At 57.3% G+C, this 21,948-nt stretch carries 17 protein-coding genes and 1 riboswitch; of the genes, 12 read left to right on the top strand and 5 right to left on the bottom strand.

Annotation, left to right across the window (positions count from 1 at the left end):
* Positions 1-40 precede the first annotated feature (40 nt).
* The 6 genes from rpe to hisG all read left to right on the top strand — a co-directional run bounded on the left by rpe (position 41) and on the right by hisG (position 5,566).
* Entirely contained in the window at positions 41-703 is a 663-nt protein-coding gene (gene rpe, locus RQ935_RS01095) for a ribulose-phosphate 3-epimerase (protein ID WP_311496831.1), read from the top strand.
* A 48-nt stretch (positions 704-751) separates the two neighbouring features.
* Positions 752-873, top strand: a riboswitch (FMN riboswitch).
* A 99-nt stretch (positions 874-972) separates the two neighbouring features.
* The gene (locus RQ935_RS01090; RefSeq protein WP_311496830.1) at positions 973-1,776 is read left to right on the top strand and encodes an ABC transporter permease; all 804 of its coding nucleotides are present in this window, start codon (positions 973-975) and stop codon (positions 1,774-1,776) included.
* Positions 1,777-1,802: 26 nt separating this feature from the next.
* Positions 1,803-2,918, top strand: coding sequence for an ABC transporter substrate-binding protein (locus RQ935_RS01085; RefSeq protein WP_311496829.1), 1,116 nt, complete (start codon positions 1,803-1,805; stop codon positions 2,916-2,918).
* 106 nt (positions 2,919-3,024) lie between these two features.
* On the top strand, positions 3,025-4,317 hold the full coding sequence (locus RQ935_RS01080) for a methyl-accepting chemotaxis protein (RefSeq protein ID WP_311496828.1): 1,293 nt from the start codon (positions 3,025-3,027) through the stop codon (positions 4,315-4,317).
* Between the two features lie 59 nt (positions 4,318-4,376).
* Positions 4,377-4,640: a phosphoribosyl-ATP diphosphatase gene (locus RQ935_RS01075; RefSeq protein WP_311496827.1), complete on the top strand. Its 264-nt coding sequence runs from the start codon at positions 4,377-4,379 to the stop codon at positions 4,638-4,640.
* Between the two features lie 77 nt (positions 4,641-4,717).
* On the top strand, positions 4,718-5,566 hold the full coding sequence (hisG, locus tag RQ935_RS01070) for an ATP phosphoribosyltransferase (protein WP_311496826.1): 849 nt from the start codon (positions 4,718-4,720) through the stop codon (positions 5,564-5,566).
* A 12-nt stretch (positions 5,567-5,578) separates the two neighbouring features.
* Here hisG and RQ935_RS01065 read toward each other — a convergent pair whose 3' ends face one another.
* A complete protein-coding gene (locus RQ935_RS01065) occupies positions 5,579-6,772 on the bottom strand; it encodes a DUF3866 family protein (protein ID WP_311496966.1) in 1,194 nt (397 codons plus the stop codon).
* A 69-nt stretch (positions 6,773-6,841) separates the two neighbouring features.
* On the opposite strand from RQ935_RS01065, the gene RQ935_RS01060 reads away from it, so the two are divergent.
* Genes RQ935_RS01060 through RQ935_RS01040 form a run of 5 tightly spaced genes read left to right on the top strand, consistent with a single transcriptional unit; the run spans position 6,842 to position 14,095 of the window.
* Positions 6,842-8,986, top strand: coding sequence for a WYL domain-containing protein (locus RQ935_RS01060; RefSeq protein ID WP_311496825.1), 2,145 nt, complete (start codon positions 6,842-6,844; stop codon positions 8,984-8,986).
* 9 nt (positions 8,987-8,995) lie between these two features.
* Positions 8,996-9,316 carry a histidine kinase gene (locus tag RQ935_RS01055; RefSeq protein WP_311496824.1) on the top strand — a complete coding sequence of 107 codons (321 nt, stop codon included), beginning with the start codon at positions 8,996-8,998 and terminating at the stop codon, positions 9,314-9,316.
* Between the two features lie 12 nt (positions 9,317-9,328).
* Positions 9,329-11,779 carry a DEAD/DEAH box helicase gene (locus tag RQ935_RS01050; RefSeq protein ID WP_311496823.1) on the top strand — a complete coding sequence of 817 codons (2,451 nt, stop codon included), beginning with the start codon at positions 9,329-9,331 and terminating at the stop codon, positions 11,777-11,779.
* Positions 11,767-13,362, top strand: coding sequence for an apolipoprotein N-acyltransferase (gene lnt, locus RQ935_RS01045; protein ID WP_311496822.1), 1,596 nt, complete (start codon positions 11,767-11,769; stop codon positions 13,360-13,362). The genes RQ935_RS01050 and lnt overlap by 13 nt, the downstream gene beginning before the upstream one ends.
* Positions 13,349-14,095 (top strand): polyprenol monophosphomannose synthase, encoded by a 747-nt coding sequence (locus tag RQ935_RS01040; RefSeq protein WP_311496821.1) that lies wholly within the window; start codon positions 13,349-13,351, stop codon positions 14,093-14,095. The genes lnt and RQ935_RS01040 overlap by 14 nt, the downstream gene beginning before the upstream one ends.
* 53 nt (positions 14,096-14,148) lie before the next feature.
* On the opposite strand, the gene RQ935_RS01035 is transcribed toward RQ935_RS01040, so the two are convergent.
* The 4 genes from RQ935_RS01035 to RQ935_RS01020 form a co-directional block, all read right to left on the bottom strand.
* A complete protein-coding gene (locus RQ935_RS01035; protein ID WP_311496820.1) occupies positions 14,149-14,499 on the bottom strand; it encodes an RNA polymerase-binding protein RbpA in 351 nt (116 codons plus the stop codon).
* A 279-nt stretch (positions 14,500-14,778) separates the two neighbouring features.
* Positions 14,779-15,300 carry a MerR family transcriptional regulator gene (locus RQ935_RS01030; protein WP_311496965.1) on the bottom strand — a complete coding sequence of 174 codons (522 nt, stop codon included), beginning with the start codon at positions 15,298-15,300 and terminating at the stop codon, positions 14,779-14,781.
* Between the two features lie 193 nt (positions 15,301-15,493).
* Positions 15,494-16,231: a MerR family transcriptional regulator gene (locus tag RQ935_RS01025; protein ID WP_311496819.1), complete on the bottom strand. Its 738-nt coding sequence runs from the start codon at positions 16,229-16,231 to the stop codon at positions 15,494-15,496.
* Positions 16,228-16,674 carry an FHA domain-containing protein gene (locus RQ935_RS01020; protein WP_311496818.1) on the bottom strand — a complete coding sequence of 149 codons (447 nt, stop codon included), beginning with the start codon at positions 16,672-16,674 and terminating at the stop codon, positions 16,228-16,230. Before RQ935_RS01020 ends, RQ935_RS01025 begins: the two co-directional genes overlap by 4 nt.
* Before the next feature lie 170 nt (positions 16,675-16,844).
* Here RQ935_RS01020 and RQ935_RS01015 point away from each other — a divergent pair, with 170 nt between their 5' ends.
* Positions 16,845-21,944, top strand: a complete 5,100-nt coding sequence (locus tag RQ935_RS01015) for a DUF3320 domain-containing protein (protein ID WP_311496817.1) — start codon at positions 16,845-16,847, stop codon at positions 21,942-21,944.
* Positions 21,945-21,948: the final 4 nt, after the last annotated feature.

The following is a 21,948-nucleotide window of genomic DNA, read 5'->3' as shown; positions in this document are numbered from 1 at the left end:
CACTTCGGAATTAGACAATAGAGGAAAGAAGGGAACCGATATGAGCCTTAAGATTTACCCCTCCGTGCTGAACTGCGACCAGATGCATTTCGCCCAGGCGCTGCAAGACATCAAGAGTGCCGACGGGGTTCACCTCGACATTATGGATAATCATTTTGTGCCCAATCTGACGTGGGGGTTGCCGACTGCCACAGCGGTGCTGAACGCCACGAAACTACCGGTGGACGCTCACTTGATGATTGAAAATCCAGACCGTTGGGCCTTGGAATACGCGAAAGCCGGCTGCGCGATAGTCTGTTTCCACCTGGAAGCCTCGAAAGCCCCGGTGCGAACCGCTGACGTGCTGCACAGTTTAGGCGCCAAATCCGGCATTGCACTGAATCCAGCCACCCCGGCTAGTGCGGTGAAAGACATTTTGGGTCGGTTTGACCAGGTCACGGTCATGAGCGTGGAGCCGGGCTTTGGGGGGCAAAAGTTTATTCCCGAGGTGTTGCCAAAGATTCGCAAGCTACGCAAATATGCCGAAGACGCCCGCCTGAACCTCGATATCGAGGTCGACGGGGGAATTAACGAAGAAACCTTGCCGCTGGTGCTGAAAGCCGGGGCTAACGTGGTGGTGGCCGGCTCCTACGTGTTCAAGCGGAAACCCGCTGAGGCTCTCGCCACGTTGCGCGCCATCGGCGCAGATGCGCACACCCATTAACGCTTTTTCAGGATTGGTCCTGAGTGCACCGCTGAGAGGCTATACTGTAAGTAGCTCTGGGGGCTGTGTAATTCAGCACCGGCGGTAAAGTCCGCGACCTCGTGTGCGCACGAGTTGAATCGGTGAAACTCCGATACCGACGGTTAAAGTCCGGATGGGAAGAGCTGCACGTTTCGCCGCGCCTGCGTATGTTTACTGAGGCATCGGTGAGCGTTCATCTTTCTTTGCCCTGGGCTGTCCAATGAGGTGACAAACCGAAAGGGGTGAAGATGTCAATGAGTCAAAACCGGGCACCGTCAACGGTTAACGCCGTCCCGGAGTTTCGACCACTCAATGTCATTGCCCCACTCGCTTTGGCGTTGCTCATTGTGGCAGTCTGGTTCCTCGCGACAAGTTCTGGAAACATTCCGACATTTATCTTGCCGCGTCCCAGTGACGTAGTTCAGTCCGGTGTGGAGCTGTTGAGCGGCAAAACGTTTTGGCTTTACCTGGGAAACACGTTGCTGGCCGCGGCGGGAGGAACCGTCTTGGGACTGATTGTGAGTGTGCCGCTTTCGTTTGCAATCCATCACCTGCGGCTCCTAAACGCGGCGGTTCAGCCGTTTTTGGGGGCTTCCCAAGCGGTTCCGGCGGTCGCGCTGGCGCCGCTGTTGTTGATTTGGCTGCCGACGCCGCGTTTTGCCATTGCGGTGTTGTGCGCGTTGATGGTGTTTTTCCCCATCTTGGTTTCCACCACCGTGGGTTTGCATCACCTGAACGCCAGCATTTTGGAAGCCGCCAAACTCGATGGCGCCGGGACGTGGGACCTGATGAAATACATGGAGTTTCCGCTGGTGCTACCGTCTCTACTGGGCGGCATCCGAAACGGCGTGACCCTGTCCATCACCGGTGCGGTGGTGGGTGAGATGGTCATCGGCGGACACGGCATGGGCACCCTGATTACCCTGCAGTCACACAACGTGGATACACCGGGAATGTTCGTGAGTTTAATCATGATCTGCACGGTGGCCGCGTTGATATATCTGGGGGTCTATCGCCTGGAGCGTCATTCCAAAACGGTAAACGCGGTTTAGCCGCGTCCCAAAGAAAGGTTCACAAGATGTCACATCGTTTTATCAGGTCCCTAGCCGGGCTGGCTGTCAGTGCCGCCGTTTTGTCCGGCTGTGCTGCCGGTTCCACTGCGGAAAAGGGGAGTTCCGCTGGGTCTGCCGGTAGTCCCGCCGGGGCGGACCGGGCGGTCACAATCGGTTTGACGTATATCCCCAACGTGCAGTTCGCACCGTTCTATGTGGCGGCCCAAGACCAGCTGTTCCGTTGGGATAACGGCGGGGGAGAGCGCCTCCAGCCCGTTCACCTGCGTCATCACGGAGCCGATGAGGGACTGTTCAACGCTCTTCTGTCCCATAAAGAGGACTACGTGGTGGCGTTTGCTGACGAAGCAGTGCAGGCGATTTCGGCCGGTATGGATTTGTGCGTGACGGGTATCCTGTACCAAAAATATCCGGTGGAAGTTATCGCAACCAAGCAGTCAGGGATTACCTCCTGGGCCGATTTGAAAGGGAAAACTGTAGGCGTCCCCGGCCGGTTTGGCTCGAGCTGGTTTGGTTTCCAGGCAGGTTTACAGCAGGCGGGTTTGAGCCTTGAGGACGTAAATATTTCGGAAATCGGATATACCCAGCAGACTCAGATGGCTACCGGGAAAGTCGATGCGGTGGTCGGGTTTTCCAATAACGACCTGGTGCAGTTCCAGCTGGCGGGGCTGGAGGTGACCGAGATTCCCCTGCCGCCGAATCTTCCTTTGGTGGGTGCGGCCGTGGTGACGACCGGCGAACAGTGTGAAAACCAGGACGCCGCGAATGAGGGTGTCATCAACGCTATGGCCCAAGCCATCAACAGTATCCAGCAGGATCCGGAAAAAGCGGTGGAATACACGAAAAAGTATGACCAAACGCTGAACACTGCCGCCTCCCTGCAGGCTGCCCAGAAAGTCAACTTGGCGACGCTGGAGTTGGAACATCTGCCCAACTACGACCCGGCTGACCCCGGACGCGCTGCCGCGCCTGACCCGCAAAAGTTTAAGGCAATGATTGCCCTTTTGGGCCAGGTCGGGGCTTTGGACGACAAAGTTGACCTCAGTTCTTTGGATCAGGCAGGTTTGGAAAAAATCGCTAGGCCGTGGCAATCCCTGCACGCCAAGTCATCCGCCACAAAGTAAATTCGAGGCATTTCGCGGGATTCGGGTGGTACAGACCCGAATCCCGCCCTGTATTGTTAAAATAAATGCAGAAAACCGCACTCGCGTATGTAGTTAGGCAAACCTTATGGCAACGATGGAACAGGAAAGCGCGCAACTCCCGACCCAACCGCCTCGTGAAACGGATAAACAATTTCGAGCCGGGTGGACTCTGACCAAGAAATTGCTGATGAATGGGGTTATCACAATTTTTTCAGCGTGCATGGTCGCCGGTTCTACCACCGTGTTCCTGATCTTGATTGCGCAGGCTTTGCAAAAGGCCGGCGCTACAGCCACCAACCAAGCCACGGTCAAGGCTCTAGCCGAAGCCCAACACCTGTTGAACATCGGAATCGTGGTGGTCATCGTCACCGTCATTTTGGCCTGCATTTTCGTAATGACCCCCATAGTGGTGGTCATTATCCAGGTCACCCGACAGATTAAAACATTGAACGCCTCGGTGGAAGCTTTGAGTGCCGGGAACTTCACCGTTTTGCCCAAAGTCATGGGAGCCGACGATTTGGCGGGAATGTCGTGGAAACTGCGGCAAGCTATCCGAGTTTTGGCGGAAACTATGGGCACGGTAAAGGCGGCTTCCGATAACGTTGATAGGGCATCGGGGGAACTGGGCGTGACTTCCGCTGATTCCAGCCAGGTGGCGCAAAATACTTCCGAAACTTTGGAACAGGCTTTGACGAAGACCGAGATGTCACGTCAGGCTTCTGCCGGGGCTGACGAGTCCCGCATGGAGCTGCAAAAAGAGATGGTGACGATACGCCACGCCACCGAGATTGCCGCCGGTCTTTCTGACGATGCGGTGCAGGCTGTGGGGCAAGCCACCGCCTGCGTCACGGCTTTGAACCAGGCGGCCGACGAAATTTCTTCCGTGGTAAAGATAATTGCGGACATCGCCGAACAAACGAACCTGCTGGCACTGAACGCCACCATCGAAGCGGCGCGCGCGGGAGACGCCGGAGAAGGTTTCGCCGTGGTGGCGGACCAGGTTAAGAGCCTCGCTACTGAAACTGCGGGCGCCACGCACGAGGTCGAAACGAAAGTCACCTCTATTCAAGATTCGACGGTGCAGGCGGTACAGGAGATTGAAAGCATCTCGCGAGTGGTCGAAGAGATGGCGCAGGTCCAGGTTCAGATTTCCGAGTCCTTGAGTGCTCAGGACACCTCCGCGAAACATCTCATGGAATCGTTGACCCAGATGAATGAATGCGTGGGGCAGATGAGCGAGCTGATGCACACAGCGGTGACGTTGTCCGAACAGAACGCCAGCACCGCGGGTGAGGTTTCCACTACGGCAGCCACGTTGGCTCACCAGGCCAAGGGATTGGATACGTTGGTCGGAAAGTTTACTTACCAAACCGCCTAGAGCCCTGGCCGTCAGGATAGAGATTTTTAAAACGCGGCGAGGTTGCATACTCTTAGAGAGTGAATAATTTTGAAGACCTGTACCAGATTATTGTGAGCCGAAAGAACGAGCGCCCGGAGGGGTCCCGTACTGTTGAGGAACTGGACAGGGGAGTCCACGGCATCGGCAAAAAAATCGTAGAAGAAGCCGCCGAAGTGTGGATGGCGTGCGAATACGAATCGGAGGAAGCGGCTCAGATTGAGATGTCACAGCTCATTTATCACTTGCAGGTCATGATGGTGGCGAAAGGCTTTAAGCCCCAAGATATTTACCAGCATATGTAGAGCGGCGTTGCCCGTAGTCCAAATCCGGAACGACTCGGAAAACAGTCAATAACAGCTTGAGAAAAGGGGAGTCAGCCATGTTACGAATCGCGGTGCCGAATAAAGGGTCGCTGTGCGAACCGGCAGTAACGATGCTAAAAGAAGCCGGTTATAAAGTAACTCGGCGCGGACGCGAGTTGACGATTATCGACAAGGGTAACGATGTCGAGTTCTTTTTTCTGCGTCCGCGTGACATTGCGGTTTATGTCGGTTCCGGGGTCGTGTCCTGCGGCATCACCGGTCGGGATTTGTTGATTGACTCCGGGGTCGAAGCGGTGGAATATCTCGGGCTGGACTTTGCCCGCTCCACGTTCCGGTTTGCCGGGCCAGCGGACCAGTTCCACGACTTGGCGGACATTCAAGGCAAACGAGTGGCGACCTCCTATGACCTACTGCTGAAAAAGTTTCTCGATGATCACGGGATTTCCGGGGTTCGCGTGGTACACCTGGACGGCGCGGTGGAGTCTTCCGTTCAGTTGGGCATCGCCGATTTGATTGCCGACGTGGTCGAGACCGGTTCCACGCTGCGGGCTGCCGGTTTGCAAACTTTCGGTGAGCCTCTGTTGGAATCGGAAGCCTTGCTGATTACCACCTCGGGTCAAGAAAATCACACTCAGCTGCAAACGGTGGCGGCACGCCTGCGGGGCGTGATGGTGGCGCGAACCTATGTATTGATGGATTACAACGCTCCGTCAGCCCAGCTCGCGGAACTCTTGGCAATTACGCCCGGTATTGAATCCCCGACGATTTCCGACCTGGCTGAGGACACCTGGAAAGCGGTGCGGGTCATGGTGAAAGCCGCGGACGTGAACCTAATTATGGACCGTCTCTACGCGGCCGGGGCGCGCGGCATCCTGGTGACTGACCTGAAAGCCTGCCGTCTGTAACGCTGTTGCTCCTCAGCTCGCGACGCTGGGGTCTTTCTGTGGTTTCTTGGATTCGCGGGTGGGCACGGTCGCTCCGTAGGCTCCCGCCGCTGCCGCCGCGAGGAAAGCGGCCGGGTCTTCGCCCAGCGTTCGCCCCATCGTGGAAAGTTTCACTGGGAAGGCCTCCAGTGCCGCGTACAGTCCCGTAGTGGGCTGGTTGATGACCCGATGGTGTTCTTGCAAAAGGCTCAGTTGGGACTTCACCAGGGGAGCGAACGTTCCTTTCGGGTCAGCCAGGGCATTTTCGATGGGGTTGTCGAGGTCGAAAACCGGAAGCACCACGTCCAGAGGGGGCAGTCCCATCCAGGTCAACATGGTCAGGGAGTGGTGCGAAATTCCGTAGTGCCGGGGGCGCGCGTCGCCGCTGGACATCCGCAGCACCGCAATGGGATGACCGTTTAACGCCGAAGCCGTATGCAAAAATTGCGCCCCGTCGACCCCCGAGTAGCCCCACCGAGTGCCGGTACCCAGATTGCCCGGACCTTGAGACACAATGACCGCATCGGCCTTGACCACCTCGGAAGCCACGAACAGGGCGGAGGGAAAACTGACAGCTTCAAAATCGCCGCCAAAGCACTGCCCGCAGGTGATGGTGGCGGCTAAACTGCCGGACTCGCGCATTTGGGCTACGGTACGGGAATACGCCAAAGGCAGGGCGCCGCCATCAGTTTGGATATAGACCAGCCGGGCTCGCGGGTTTTGGTACAGGAATCCCGCCACGATAGCTGGCAGAGCTGAATGCAAATCCGTCACCAAAACGGGAAGTCCATCCAGGTTATCCGCCGAACGCAACAGAGAGTGGTAGGGACTGTCCGGCTCGTCGGCACCCAACACCACTTTTTGATGCGGGGTGTAGCGGGCCTTCACCAGGTGGCCAGGATTAGGCAGTTCGTCTGCCGGCAGGCGGGTTTCATTGGCCAGGACCATAGCTTCGCCACCGGTGCCCAAGGCTTTAGCCAGGGGAGAGACTTCAATCTGGATGATATCGCCGGGCTCAGCGTTACCGAGCAGCTCCGGGTAGCAGATGGCTCGGCAGTTGTCACCGGGCTGGAAACTCACGGCGGGCCCGGTTTCCTGGCGGGGAGGCGCAGCCACGATTTCGCAGCGCAGAACCTGATGTGGGGTCTGGCGTTGCACTTCCAGAACGCGTGCTTTCCGAATCATCACGGGTTTAAGCATAGCCGCTTCAACCTAGAGTTCAGACAAATCCCGAAAGTCCGTCGCTATAATTTTTTTATGCACCAGGCACCGAGTGAACCCGACATTTTCGATGAAGATGACGATTACGAATGGCGTAAAGACCTCCCCAGTGAAACGGCACTCGCCTCAGCGTCGCGGCGCTACCAGGGGCTTTTAACAGTTTTTTACCGAGAAGCTCGCCCGCTAACCTATGATGAAATCTACGCCGCCTATACCGCCACCATCGGACCCTACTTCTCGGCTCGTTCCGGTGCTGACTCGACGCAGTCGCATGAAACTTACAGTGACAAAATCCGCGACGATATCCAAATCCTCAACGAAATCCTGGGCGATATCATCGTGGAAGATAAACGCAACAGCGTCGGAACGGAAAATCGTTACCTGTTGCGGCCCGATTCGCGCCGCCAGACGCTGGCTTTTGACGCGGCTGAATCAGTCTGGGTCCACCTGGCGCTGGGATTATTGGAAGGGAACTTTACCAAAATAGATTCCCATGTTCGTTCCGTGAGTGTCATCGACCCCGACAATCCGCTGGAAGTCCAGTCGCAGGTGCTCATTTCGCGTCTGACGCAAGACATTTTTCACGCCATCGCCGCGCATCACTTCATTGAATTCGATTACCAGGCCCGCTATGGTGAATCCACGCATCGACGGGTGCGTCCCACAATGATGATGCTGTCTCGCGGATTTTTCTATGTTCGCGGTTTCGATGAAACCCGCCAAGGTTTCCGAACGTTCAAGCTATCCCGTCTCAGTAAACTGGTTATTACCGACCAGACCTTTGATGTTACCGAGTACGTGGAGTCCCCTCGCGGCGTCTCTCTAGAGAGCCCCTTGGAACGGGTCATGTTTGTGGCAGACCCCGTCAAAGCCTCGGAAGCAGTCATGAACGCGGAACTCATCTGTGAGCATGATGATATTGTTCGCCAGGGAGCGGAACTGGGGTTGACCGGGCTTGAGCGGATCCCTGCCGGGTGGAATCTCTATCGAGCTAAACAACCGGATTTCTATACTTGGAGCCGTCTGGCCGCCGAAGCAATGACCCACCTGGTGGTGCTCGACCCCCCGAAACTTGCGACGGCAACCGTGCAGGCGGCGGAAAGTCTCACTCAGCTCAAGTTGACGGAGGGTGAGTATGAAACCGGACGTCTCAAATTTGACGAGTTCAGACCCCGGAAAACTGGTGTTTCCATTGATAACCAGACGCGTGTGACGGCCGAATCCCTGGCGGTGATGACGTTTATCTTTAATGCGAGCACTGCCGGCGACACCTGCACCGTAGATGAACTGGCGAAACACTTTGGCCTCCAACCTCAGGACATCAAAAACATTATCTGGGATTTCTTGGACTTGGATGCGGCCGCCAGCAACGAAAAATCTGACTACGACAGTTTCCTACCCTCGATACGTAAGGACGGGACCATTGAAGTCAACGGTTCTCGCAGTTGGGTGATGCCCCCGTCCTTCAGTGCTGACGAGGCGTTGTCCCTCCTGTTAGGGCTGGAAGTCGCCGGATATTTGGCGCCGTCGTCACAAGAGGCGATTGCGACCGCTCGCCTGAAGGTCGCCTCTTGGTTGGGCCAGGCGCACGAACTTGCCGCCCCGCAGTTGGTGACGAACACGGTGCCGCCTTCCATACAAAACTCGTTGGAGACGCTAAATCGGGCCATCGAGCGGGGCCACACGGTCGTCTTTACCTACACCAACGCCAGCTGGGACACCGCAGACCGCCGAGTGGCACCCAGGTCTGTCTATACAGACCGCTACCATGTTTATCTGGTGGGGGTGAACCTCGAGAAGAACAAGTGGCACAAATATCGCCTAGATCGCCTCAGTGACCTGCGCGTTACTGAGGAGATGATTCCCGAGAAACTCCCGATAAAACCCAGCTACAAGTACCAGACAGTGGATCTGGAGCTGAAAAATCAGGCGAAATCCTACGTGGACACGATTATTCACGCCCAGACGGTCGATCAGTCCTCCACCACGTACCGGGTGCGTTTAAAGGTTAAGGATTTTGCCTGGCTGCAGCGGGTTATACAGATCCTAGCGAGCGAAATAGAAGCCATTATTGGTGGGCCAGCGATAGAGCCGGTGGTGGCGGCTGCCGGCGAGGTGGGCGCCGCGACCCTTGCGCTCTATGCACAGGTCGGCTCCGCACTATCGACTGCGGACAGGTAAGATTGAGTTATGAGTGTTCAGGGTATCGTGTGGCTCATCGCCGTAATTTGTGCCGTGATTATTTTCGTGGTTACGACCGCGTGGATTATCGTGCGTGGAATACGTCTCTATCGGACGGTTCGCGATATTGAGCTGCCCGCCGCCGACACTGCGGAACCGGTCCGCCCACCGGCTCGAAAGCCAGCTCCCACGGGGGATGCCGCAACTTTGAGCGCGGCACGGGTGGCCCGCGCCGAGGTGAAGCAGGCTCGCAAAGCCAACAAGCAGCGCCGTCTGCGCTCCGCTCATGACCGTTGGGCGAGCTACGATTTGGTGGCACCGCGGCAATAGACATCTGAAACTATGAGTCCCAAACGTCACCGTTACCGCGAGAGCCAGAAAGCCGCCGCGCGATTGGCGCAAACGGAAGGCTCCGAGGCTACCAACCCTTCTCCTGCCCAGCGCTATCAAGCTTTCAGAGCGACCCAGCAATCCCCGGAACTCTACGAGTTCCAAGCCCTGTTCGATTTTCCCCTGGATGACTTTCAAATCGAGGCTTGCCAGGTACTCGATAAGGGGCAAGATGTCCTGGTTAGCGCCCCGACTTCGGCTGGAAAAACCATCGTCGGCCTGTATGGGATTTTCCTGGCTTTGCGGCAGGGCAAACGCCTGTTTTACACGACACCGATTAAAGCCCTGTCCAACCAAAAGTATCTGGAACTGGTGGAGTTATTCGGTGCGGAAAATGTCGGGCTGTTGACCGGCGACACGGCGATAAACGGTGACGCCGCCATCATTGTGATGACCACAGAAGTACTGCGGAACATGATTTATGCAGGCGCGCCGCTGGCGGACCTGGGATATGTCGTCATGGATGAGGTTCACTATCTCTCCGATCATTTCCGCGGGCCGGTGTGGGAAGAAATCATTATTCATCTCGATGCGGCGGTGCGCCTCATTTCCCTTTCTGCCACGATTTCCAACGCCAACGTGTTCGCTCAATGGCTCCAGACCCTGCGCGGTCCCACCACCGTTATCTCGACCTCTGTCCGCCCGGTGCCGTTGAAACACTTTATGATTAGCGCCTCGGGAGAGATTCTGCCCCTGTTCGCCAAAGGCGATGTGGGGGGACACCTGAACCGGGCTCTGCTGGCGCAAGCCGCCCAGCAGGTCATGCCGCGTCGCGGCCGGATGCCCCGCCGGATTCGAGCGGACAGACCGGCGGTAGCGCGCAGTCTGGAACAGCAAGAGCTGCTTCCGACGATAGTGTTTATCTTTTCTCGGCAGGGTTGTAACGACGCGGCGGCGCAAGTGTTTGACGCCGGTTTGCGCTTCACCACCAAACCGGAAGCCGACCAGATTCGCCTCGAAATAGAGACTAACTTGGCAGGTTTCAGCCAGGGCGACTTGAGCGCGATTGATGTTTCGAACTGGGAAGAAACCCTGGCTGCCGGTATCGCCCCGCACCATGCCGGGTTGCTGCCGATTCAAAAGCAGCTGACCGAGTCTCTGTTCGCGAAAGGCCTGATTCGCCTGGTTTTCGCGACCGAAACGCTGGCTCTAGGCATTAATATGCCTGCCCGTACCGTTGTCTTGGAATCACTGAACAAGTGGAACGGCCAAGAACGCGCGAACCTAACTCCGGGGGAATACACCCAGCTCACGGGTCGCGCCGGACGCCGCGGGATCGATTCTGTGGGGTATGCCCTGACCCTTATGGAAGTGAAGAATCCCCCGCAGTTGCTGGCCAACCTGGCCAGTCAGCAAACCTACCCGCTGCACTCAGCCTTCGTCCCGACCTTTAACATGGCGGCAAACCTGCTGGCCCGCACCACCTTGGAGGGTGCGAAAGAAACTGTCGAAAAATCGTTTGCCCAGTATGTGGCGCTGGGAAGTTCGCGCAAACTGTTCTCACAGCTGCGCCGGTTTGAAGAATTGGCCGCGAATCAAGAACGCGAGGCACACTGCGAGCGTGGAGATGTGCTGGCGCTGCTGGACCTGATGAACGCCCTGTCCAAAGCGGAAAAGCAGGCCAAACAGCGGCGTCACAGCGGGGAAAACACCCCCGAGAAACAGCAAGCTGACCGCCGGGCCATTGAACAGGCTCGCGCCCAGATGAAAGCCCACCCGGTCTACAGCTGCCCCGACCGGGACAAACACCTGGTGAAAGCCCGTCAGGCTGCCAAAAACCGGGAATCGGCCCAGACGACTCGCCAGAGGATAGAAAACCGCACCAAGTCCCTGGCTCGCCAGCTGGACCAAACCTGCCAAGTGTTGCGAGAACTGAACTATGTCGATGATGATTTTCGTCTGCGTGACGCCGGAACCATGCTGCAATCGGTGTATAACGAACGGGATTTGCTGGTCGTGGAATGCTTGCGCCGCGGCGTTTTCGATGATTTGAACGTGGCCGATGTGGCGGGGGCACTCTCGGTGTGCTTGGCGCAAAACCGCACCGGAGGATTGTCTCGCTTGATTCCAGCTGAGGCTTCTCCCAGCCTGGCCACGGCGTTGGAATCCATGGGGCGGATTAACTTTGAAATCGCTACCCTGCAGCAAGAACACTACCTCGAGACTTACCCGCCGTTAGAAACGGATTTGTTGCCCGGAGTCGTGGCGTGGGCGCAGGACGTCAGCCTCGGGCAGTGTCTGGAGCTGACCGGCATGAGCGCGGGCGACTTCGTGCGGGTCATTCGCCAAGTCATTGACCTCGCCGACCAGCTACGCAAACTGAATCTCGATCCGGCTCTGCACACAAAATTCCGCAGCGTCATCAACCAGGTCAAGCGGGGAGTGGTGACGTGGGACTTCTGATAGCTCTGCCCCTGGCTTTCATAGGGGGAGTGGCTGGAGCCCTGGCTTTTCCGCACTGGAATCTGTGGCTGTTGCTGGTTCCTTCCGTAATGATTCTGTTGGGCACTCTGCGCTGGCAGTATGAGCGTAGCAAGCCTGGGCGCCGGGTTCTGTTGGTGTCAGCAGTGTGGGGCCTCGGTTTTTTCGGTCCGCAGTTGACCTGGACCGAGGTTTCTGCCGGTTCGGCCCTGCCGTGGATTGCTTTGACCATTTTAGAGACGCTGTTTATCTGTTTATTTGCACAAGTGTGGGTGCGCGGGGAACAGGCCATCCCGCGTTTTCCCCGTTTGTTTGGGTTGGCGCGGCTGGTTTGGGCGCCTTTGGCTTGGGTCGGGGTGGAACAGCTGCGTGCCTTGCTGCCTTTCGGGGGGTTTCCCTGGTCAAAGCTTGCTTTTGCCCTGGTTGATACTCCGCTGTTGGCGTGGGCGCCGTGGGGCGGCAGCGCGCTGGTCAGCGGGGTCTGCGTGTTCATCGCCGCTGCCGTTTTAGAAATTCTGGGCCATCACCGCGGCGTAACGCTGCGGATGGTTTCACTCATTGCTGTTATCGCAGCTACCGTTTTTCCCAACTTGGCACACCCCGCGTTGCCAGAGATTACCGGGCACGTTACGGCAGCGGCGGTCCAGGGTAATACCCCTGGTCGCGAGCCGCAAACGGCATTTGGAAAACGCTACGAAGTGCTACAAAACCACGTGGAGGAGTCTCTCCGTTTGCGCCAACAGACAGCTCAACATGTCGACGTGGTGCTGTGGGCGGAAAACGCGGCAGACGTGGACCCGCGCACCAGCCCTCGTGCGGCCGCTCTCGTGAACGAAGTCACCGCAGCCTTCCAAGCCCCGCTCATCACCGGAACGTTGGGAGCCGGGGCGCGCGGACCGGGCGTCGCCAGCCTTGTCGGGAACGAAGTTGATATGACTTCCCTGCAAAACACCATCTTGGTGTGGGAAAACGGCCAGGCTCGAGACACTTACGCTAAAAAACACCTGGTTCCTTTCGGCGAGTATCTGCCCTGGCGGAAATTTTTTGCAGCTGTCATTCCCACTTTCGCCGCCCTGGTTCCTACTGACCTCACTGCAGGCGAAAGCGTGGCACAGCTAGAGGTCTCGCTGGCCGGTAAAGATGTACACCTAGCCAGCCCGATTTGTTACGAGATTGCCGATGATGACCTGGTGCGCCAAGCGGTCACCGGCGCGAACTTCCTCTACGTGCCGACATCCAACTCTTTCTTCGGTTCCTCCGACGAAGCTGACCAGCAGCTCGCCATCGCCCGCTTTCGCGCTGCCGAACACGGCTTAGACACCATTCAAGTGTCCACGATGGATTCCACCGCGCGGATTGACGCCCGCGGCCGGATAGTAGGCCGGGTCATTCCGAACTTTACAGCCGGCAGTTTCGTTACAGATATTCCTTTGCGCAGCGGGGCTACGCCCGCCACCGTTATCGGGGGACTGCTCGGTCTGGGCTCGCTGATATTAGTGGTCCTAGCTGGGGTTTTACAAGTATTATTAGCTCTGACAGAAAGCTGGAAACGTGAAAAACACTAACCTCAACGCGAAAACCGTTATCGCCATCCCGACTTATAACGAGCGGGAAAACCTGGAATGGATTACCGGCGAGGTTTTAGCCCAAGCTCCGGGGATTCATGTCCTCATTGTGGACGATAACTCGCCTGATGGTACCGGTCAGCTGGCAGACGCCTTGGCTGCGGACCAACCGCAGCTCCACGTGTTGCACCGGGCGGGCAAGGACGGTCTGGGACCGGCATATTTGGCCGCGTTTGCCTGGGCTGATAGTCACGGATTTACCTGGGTCGGGGAATTCGATGCCGACGGCTCGCACCGGCCTCAGGACTTACCGCGTCTGCTGGCTTTGGCCCACGGCAGCGGTCGTCCGGATCTGGTCATCGGCTCGCGGTGGCGCAGTGGGGGAGCGACCGCGGGGTGGTCTGCTTCGCGCCAGCTGCTGAGCCGAGCGGGAAGTTTTTATGTCAACATGGTTCTGGGTCTGGGCGTAGCCGACACGACGGCGGGTTTTCGGGTTTATCGGGTTGATTTTTTGACCCGTCTACTGCAGCGTTACACGATTGAATCAAAAGGGTACGGTTTCCAGATTGAGATGACCTGGCGGACACGCCGGGCGGGGGGCAAGATTGTAGAAGTGCCCATCACCTTTGTGGAACGCCGGGCGGGTACCTCGAAAATGAGCGGGTCAATCATCAAGGAAGCGTTCCTGGAAGTCGCCCGGTGGCGGATTCGGGAACTGCTCCATAATTCATAACGTTATGTCATTTTCGTTGGCTAGAAGCCAACCGATCTCGAAATAGGGTACTTTCAACGTCCGTAGTGGCGCCGTCCGGTGCGCAGGGCTTCCAGACGTTCATCCAACAGAATTTGGAGTTCCTCTTCGCTGCGCCGATCCATCAGCTGTTCCCAGTGGGTGCGCTGCGGTTTAGAGGTTTTTTCCTCTTGGAAATCTTCCACACCGTTGCGTATCGCGGTTTTCGAACAAACCGGGCATTCCCAAGAGTCGGGCACTTCGGCATCTATCGCGAAAGGAACGTCGAAGGCGTGGCCTTCCGGGCAGGTGTAATCCACGTTTTGGCGCTCGACAAAAACAACGCCTTCTTCGGACTCGAGAGAATTGGAACCCATACGCATCCCGCGTAGCGCGCGATCAGCCACGATAAGTGCCTCCTTGTAATGCTTAGCGGTTCATTCTAACCGATTTAGCGGACTTTTGCTCAGGGGCGGTGCCGGGGCGTTCACATTGTTCCTTCACCGGGCCCCTTCAATCCGATAATATATATTATGTCATTTAACGTATGAGGCGTTTGTCCTGCTCAGTCCCCTAGGGTAAGCACATAAAAAAGTGTCCCGGTCGAAACGCATCTCCCTAACCTCCGACCGGGACACCACTGTCGTGCCAAAGTTTGGCACCGCGCTTGTGAACCAGAAAAACTGTCAACTAACTTGGCGACGACGCGCGCGGCGCTCCGCCAGTTCATCGCGAACTACCACGTTGTCATCATTGATATTCTCTACGGGAAGCTGCGCCAGTTCGCCTTCAATTTCGTGCCAGACGCGACCCACCGCGATGCCGAACACACCCTGGCCGCCTTGCACCAAGTCGATAACTTCGTCTTGTGACGTACAGGCGAAAACCGAGGCACCATCACTCATGAGAGTAATCCCCGCCAGGTCTTCCACCCCCATTTTTGACAAGGTCGCTACGGCCACGCGAATCTGTTGCAGGGAAACTCCGGTGTCGAGCAGGCGCTTAACCACCTTAAGTAGCAGGCAGTCTCGGAAAGAATAAAGCCGTTGTGAGCCCGAACCGCGAGCATTGCGCACGGAAGGTTCCACTAAGCCGGTACGAGCCCAGTAGTCGAGCTGCCGATAGGTAATCCCGGCTGCCTTGCAGGCAGTCGGTCCGCGAAAACCGGTTTCTTCGTCGATGACCGGCAGGGTTTCACCAAACAGCATCCCCTGCTTTATCTGCGGTACTCCAGACTTGCTTGGCTTTTCCAAGGCAACCTCCGTTCAAGTGTGTTTCTATTTTAGATTATGCACCATCGAAACGTGGGCAAATGTGCGCGGCGCGCCCAAACCTTGCACTTAAAGTTTAAGTGCAAGCTAGGCCGGGAAACAAACCCATTTCTGCACCCAGCAACAAAAGCTACAGTTCCTCGACTCCGACGCTCAGCAATGCCTCGGCCAGAGACGCCAATTGCGCCGAAAGTTCCACCGCCCGTATCTGGGCGCGATCCTTGGCTGCGGCGTTATTCTTTTGCCGTTCCGGAGCCACCACCCGGTCAATTAAATCCAAAACTGAATTGATGGCAGAGTAAACGGAGCGTAAATTACGCGGTTCGATACCCTGTTTCTCTAAAGCTTCCAAAGCCTGCACCACCGCGACCGTACCGGAAGAAAACCGGGAAGAAAAATCCGGGCTGATAAGTTTCGCATTGACTGCCTTTTCCAATAGTTCCTCGGAAGCCCCGGTATAAACCAGCAAATCTTGCAGTGTGATTCGTGAGCTCACGGGCAGACGTATCTGGCCCTCCGAAGCCACGACCCGCATGACCGGCTGTACTGGCAGGGGTTCCTCCCCCAAATCCAGCAGCCGCAGATTTTCGCCGATCTGATTCAGCGGTAGGTAACTGTCACGCTGGGCTTTCAGGGCGTAACGAATTCGCTCTAAATCGGCCAAAGAATAGCCGCGGTATCCATTTGGCATCCGAGCCGGACACACAATCCCGTGCTTCTCAAAATTGCGCAGCTTAGCCTGAGATACCGAAGGAAATTCCTTCACGATAATCTCGTGGACTCGTCCAATGGACATAGTCGGCTCATGACTTACCTCCGGGGGCCACGAGCTGCCAACGTCATTGACTTTTCGGGCTGCCTGGCTCATTTCTGAAAAGTCACCGCCGGGTAGTAAGCCAATCGAAACTTGCCAATCTGGACTTCCTCCCCCGGTGCCAGCAGGTGAGATTCCACTCTCTCGCGGTCAATATAGGTGCCGTTGAGGGAGCCGACGTCACGAACCAAGTAACCGTTTTCTTGACGGATAAACTCGCAATGCCGGCGCGAAACCGTCACATCATCAAGGAAAATATCCGACTTGGGGTGCCTGCCCGCGGTAATACGCTCCGTATCAAGCAGGAAACGTGCCCCCGCCGAGGGGCCGCGCTGCACAATCAGCAATGCCGAACCTGCCGGCAGAGCCGCGACAGCTTCCTCGTCAGCGGAGGACAAGACTCGCTTACCCAGTTCTGGTTCCGCCTCAGGGGCCCCGCCTATAGCCCCGAAAACAGCAGTTTCAGTAGGGTCCGGTCCTGGATTCGTGTCCGACACTTCGGCCTCCTTTAAGAAAATCTCGATATCTCTACTTTAGTGGAACCGCCGCAAAAAAGTTAACCGATTTGTTACCTTTCGGTCTGTCACAAGCTCGAACGGTACTCCAGGCTCTAAAATGACATTTGCACGTAAGTATTGAGATGGAATCAGGTCAAAGGGGAAGTACAGTGACGGACGCAGCCTCCCGGGGATGGGCGCTTTCTCTGACTGATACACAGGTCGGAGTCACTCCCCTGGCTTCCCCCGCCGCCGCGCTGACTTTTCCCTTTTCCACCAATTCCCTGAACGCGACCTATCGCCAGCTGCGGGCTGGCGGCATTTTCCCGCTCTCTGCCGCCGATGGGGACACAGAGGCGCAGCTCACCACCGCCGAACACTGGCATTGGCTCTTGGCGAACCGGCGCGATGGACTGGATTTACAGCTGGCTTTCGGTTTCCTCGCCGCAAACCGCGGCAACCTCCGATTTCCGGTTTTTCAGTCCCGCTTGACACCCGAACCTGACCGTCCGGTGGGCTACTTACGGCTGGCTAAGGACGAAAAACTGCAGCTCAACAGCACGTTGGTGCGCCTCTTGCAGCAAAAGTTTCAGGTTCCGTCCCGCTGGGTCGGGGCGGGTCGGACTGCCCGCGGTCTCAACCTCGATGCCATTCTCGACGCCTTAGAGCAAGTCCTTCAAGACAGTCCCCTTAGGGACAAAATGCACCTGGAACGTCAAGCTGCCCTGGGATTGGCTCATCGTAACTGGTCGCCGGCACTGACCGACCTGAAAGCCCACCTTGAGGATTACCGCAGCTCCGCCCTGGTGCAGCGCTATGCCGCCAGCAGCGCCCCCACCCAACTGTCAGCGGATACTGCGGATACTGCCCCCCTAGCTGCAGATATTTTCGCACCGCTAAAAGCCGACCGCAAACAACTGCAGGTTCCGAAGTTTTTTGGGCAAGGCCACAGCCTCATTCTCTCTGGGGCCCCGGCGACCGGCAAAACCGATGCTGTCGTAAATACCCTGGCACAGTCCCTGGTACAGCAACACTCCGTGCTGGTGGTGGGCAGCAGAACCAGCCTTACTAAACTGCGCAGCCGGGTACGCAAAGCCGGGTTTGAACACGTGTTCCTCACCCTCGACCCGCAAGCCGCCAACCGTGATGAGAGCAGCCGGGCGTTACTGCGGGCGGCTTGGGATCGCCCGGTCAACGCTGACGAGGGGTACCTCGATTCCTGCCGGGCTTCCCTGAAAACCTTGTCTCAGGATTTGGATCTGTACCTCAACCAGATTCACGAGGTCGGTCCCAACCATGTTTCCGCGTGGCAGGCCTATACCGCGCAAATCATGACGGCCGCCGAGTTGGAGCCGGAGGAACGGGTTTTGGCAGGCCGTTTGGCGGCGGCTCCGAACTTTCCCTACTTGTCTCAAGACCGATCCTCTGCCGCGAAACTTGGTAAAAAACTGGCAAATCTGGACGCCAACTCGGTGAACGGCCTCGGCTCTAATCCCTGGTCCTTGGTAGGTGAAACCGCGCGCAGCGTGGACCGCACGGAACTGAAATTAGCGTTGAAAGCCCTGGAACAAGCCATTGCCCAAGCCCATCCGGCCGTGCTGGAAATCATGTCCGCCACTTCTGAGCTGCAAGCCTGGCCGATTTTTGCCCGCTGGCTCGACTTGCTAGAGATTGGATACGGCAGGGCTCCGGTGGAACTGACCGAAGCGGAACGCCAAGCGGTCACTTCCGGCATTGAAACTTTGCAACAGTCCCTGCAAGACCTGCAAGAGGAGGCCACTCCCCTGCTGGAAGTTGCCGCCCCCGCCTATCGTAGTGGTAAAGATCTGGACTTGTTGATGGACGCCCGCCACGCGGAGGCCTCCGGTGGTTTTACTCGCAACAGTCGGCGTAAAGCCGTGTTGGCTCAGTTGCAGCCCTATCTAACCGAGCCGGTCACTCCCAACAAGGTGGCAGACCTACTGGAGGATCTCAACGCCCTGCGGATGCGTGCCGAAGCCCTGGGCTCGCGAATTAGCGCCAACCCCGTGCTGGGACTGAAAGACTTTGACGCTCTGGCTGACGGCGCCACCGAAAAATTTTTCAACCACGCCGATACAGTGAAATGCGCTATTGAACTGTCCCGGTATCTGCCCAACCGCCGTTCAGATTTGGAGTCTTTGATACCGCTGGCTCGCCAAGGCGGGAATTTAGGCCAGCAGGTCAGAGCCATTTCTGAGGCTTTCGCTGATGTTTTGCAATCTTTACAGGTGTCCAGCCCGGATTTGGAAGCCTGGTCACAAGGCCTGCCGCCCCTGGGTCGTTACCTGCAGGTTCGTAAGGTCTGGGGGACGTCGCTCAGCTCTGAGGACTCGACGTTAGATGATATTTTGGCTTTCCGCGCGCTGACTCCCCAGCTGAGAGACTTGGGTCTGGACGACCTGGTCGGTTGGGTGGCCGAAGGGAAGCTCAGCGGCATGGCAATTCAAGGAGTGTTGGAACACGCCCTGTCGGTCGCGGCGGTACGGGAGCGTCAGCGGGCTATGGTGCAGCAGGGTTTCGAGCCCGAGACCCACGCAGCTCAGGTGGAACGACTGTCGCTGAATTGCACGGAGACTCGCCGCGAAATCGTCAATCAGGTTATTGCCGCGGCAGGTGGGTTCGCACAGCGAGTCGATAAACAGATTCTGCGCCGTTTCGGGGCACGACTGCGTGATGGGGACTTCTCCATCCGCCAGGCTTTACGTGATGATTTGGAAGGGGTTGTGACCCGCACTCCGATTGTGGGTCTGACCCCGCTTGAGGTCATTACCCATTTGCCTGATTTTGCCGATGAAACCCCCCATTTTGATGCCGTGATCATTCTGGACGCAGCCGAGCTGCCATCCGGTGCTGTGGTCAAGGCTCTGGCCGGCGCCACTCAGGCTCTGTTTGTAGCGACCCTGCCCGCCTCCGCGAGCTTTGCAAAAGGCCGGGCGCACAGCGTTTACGAAGCCGCCAAGTCGGCGGGTTTCCCCGAATACGAATTGACTGCTCGCTACGGCCAGGATCTAACCTCCACCCCCGGTCACTTGGCGCGGCTGTTGAGACCCGGCAAATTAGACACGTGGCCGGTAGCGCAGGTTCAGGCCCACCCGGTTTCAATCCTGGAGTTTCCCGCGGTGCATCGCCCTCTGCCCCTGGTTCTCGCCAGTGAAAATCCTGGCTGGAGCGGTCTTGGCGCCGACTACGTGTGGTTTGAAAAAGCCGGAAACCTGTTGATGAATCTGTGCCTAAAGAACCGCGGTAAATCCGTCACGGCACTGACCTGGACGTCTGAACTGGCGGCGGGAATCCGCTGGTATCTCGATGAAGCTAACCGCCAGGGTGAAATCAATCTGATGAATCTGCGGGTCACTCACCTCGGTGCCGCCACAGCCGCATTGCCCAGCGCCGATTCCACCGCACCGGGGTTCGGCGGAGGTTATGACGATGGCGAAGGTCAAGTTCCCTGCGATTTATTGGTGTGTTTCCTGGGTTCCACGGCTCATCCGGAAACAATAAAGACGTCTCTCGGTCGGGATTTGTCCCTGGCTTGGACTCAGGCTTTGCTGCAAACTAACGGTCAGGTGCTGTTCGTGGTGAACAGGGACCTTGACCAGAGCGAGCTGCCCGCCTTGCTGCAAGATGTGTTGAATAGTTCAGGCACCGAACGTGATACCGCCCCCGTTTCGGCGGTGCGAGATTATCTGGCCAAACTGCTGGGACATGCTGGGCTGGAAGTTCGCACCAATTTGGGGCCGGCCCCATTACGCCTGGATTTGGCGGTTCGCGGCGACGCGGGGGCACCTTGGCTGGGTCTGATTTTGGACAGCCCCGAACAGCTGCAGGTGCGTTCCGCCTGGGATCGAGAAGTCGGTATTCCCCAATATCTGCTGGAACATTGTGGTTTTGGCGCTATCGAACACGTGTATTTGACTCAGCTGATGGAAAACACAGATGAAGTGACACGGCGTCTCGTTTCCATAGCCCTGGACCTAGCGTTCCCCGGTGATGTGACGGATGGTTCGGTGGCGAGCGATGACCGCTACACTTCACCCTCACGCATCGCGGCGGCCCAAAATAACCGCGGCGACGAGCCTTGGGAAGTTCCCGATGAAGACGAGTGGGATTTGCCCCTGCCTCTGCGCGAGGCATTGGCGCGACTTCAAGCCGACAAATCAACCGCCGCCCCCGCACCGACGGAGTCTCCGGAAGAAACCGCGACCCCACCTCGTGAACCCCAGCCGGAACCTTCTGCCCCCACCCTGCATCCTGCTGCACAGCCCTCAGCCCGTATCGAGGACCTTCCCCCGGCAGGGCAACGGAAAACCAGTTCGGCACTGCCGGTCATTGCCGATATCCCCGCCGACACCTTTACACACCTGAATCGCAGGGAACTCAACGAAACTCGTGACGCCCCCACCTTGGGAGACCAACTGGGAGCGCAAGAAACCGACCTATTCATGGAGTTAGCCCAAAGTTCCGGGCCGGATGCGGAACTCGGCAAGATTTCTAAGCCCGGTCTGGGGGCGTTCGCGCCCCTCTTTGTCCCACAGGAACCCAAGGACAGTTCAGAAAAACCGGCTGACGTCCCGGCTAGTGCGCCATCGCTTAAGAACCCCGTGCCCCCACCATCCGCACCGGCGGTTTCCGAGCCGACAACTCCCAGTTTTACCGCGCAAATTCCAGCCAAGGCCGGTGCTAAAACCGTTCCACAACCGTTCGTACCCCGCGGCAAACCTTTGCAAAACCAGGGTTCCAAGGAAGTCCTTGATGATTTACAGGATTCCACTAACGCTGCCGCCGTGGCGGACGCGTTGTCTCGAGTGCTCTACACAGAAGGTCCGATTGGCGCGCCCCGGCTGGCTAAACTCGTCGCCGATGCGTTTGGAATGCAGCGGCTGCACCCGAAACGCCGCCAACGAATTTTGGAACTGCTCGATTCCGAAGTTAATCAAACAGTCACGAAATTCGGTACCTTCGTTTGGCCAGCCGGAACTTCGGTTCAGGATTTCACCGTTTTTAGAACCGGATCGATTTATGGCCAACGCGCCCTGATAGACATCTGTGATGAGGAATTCAATAACGCATTGACCTGGGTTATTGACACGCAACATCCCCTTGAAGAGGAAACCTCAGAAGCGGTGGCGCGCGTGTTGGATTTGACTCCGGCTCGCACCGATATTCGTCAACGTATGCAAGCCGGACTGAAATCTTTGGAGCAGGCCGGTCGTCTGCGGCGTCAGGCGGGTCACCTGTACCTGCAATAATTTG

This window comes from uncultured Mobiluncus sp., assembly GCF_963511525.1.
Lineage (GTDB): Bacteria > Actinomycetota > Actinomycetes > Actinomycetales > Actinomycetaceae > Mobiluncus.
The sequence above is the reverse complement of the archived record's forward strand: the minus strand, read 5'-3'. Positions and strand labels throughout refer to the sequence as shown.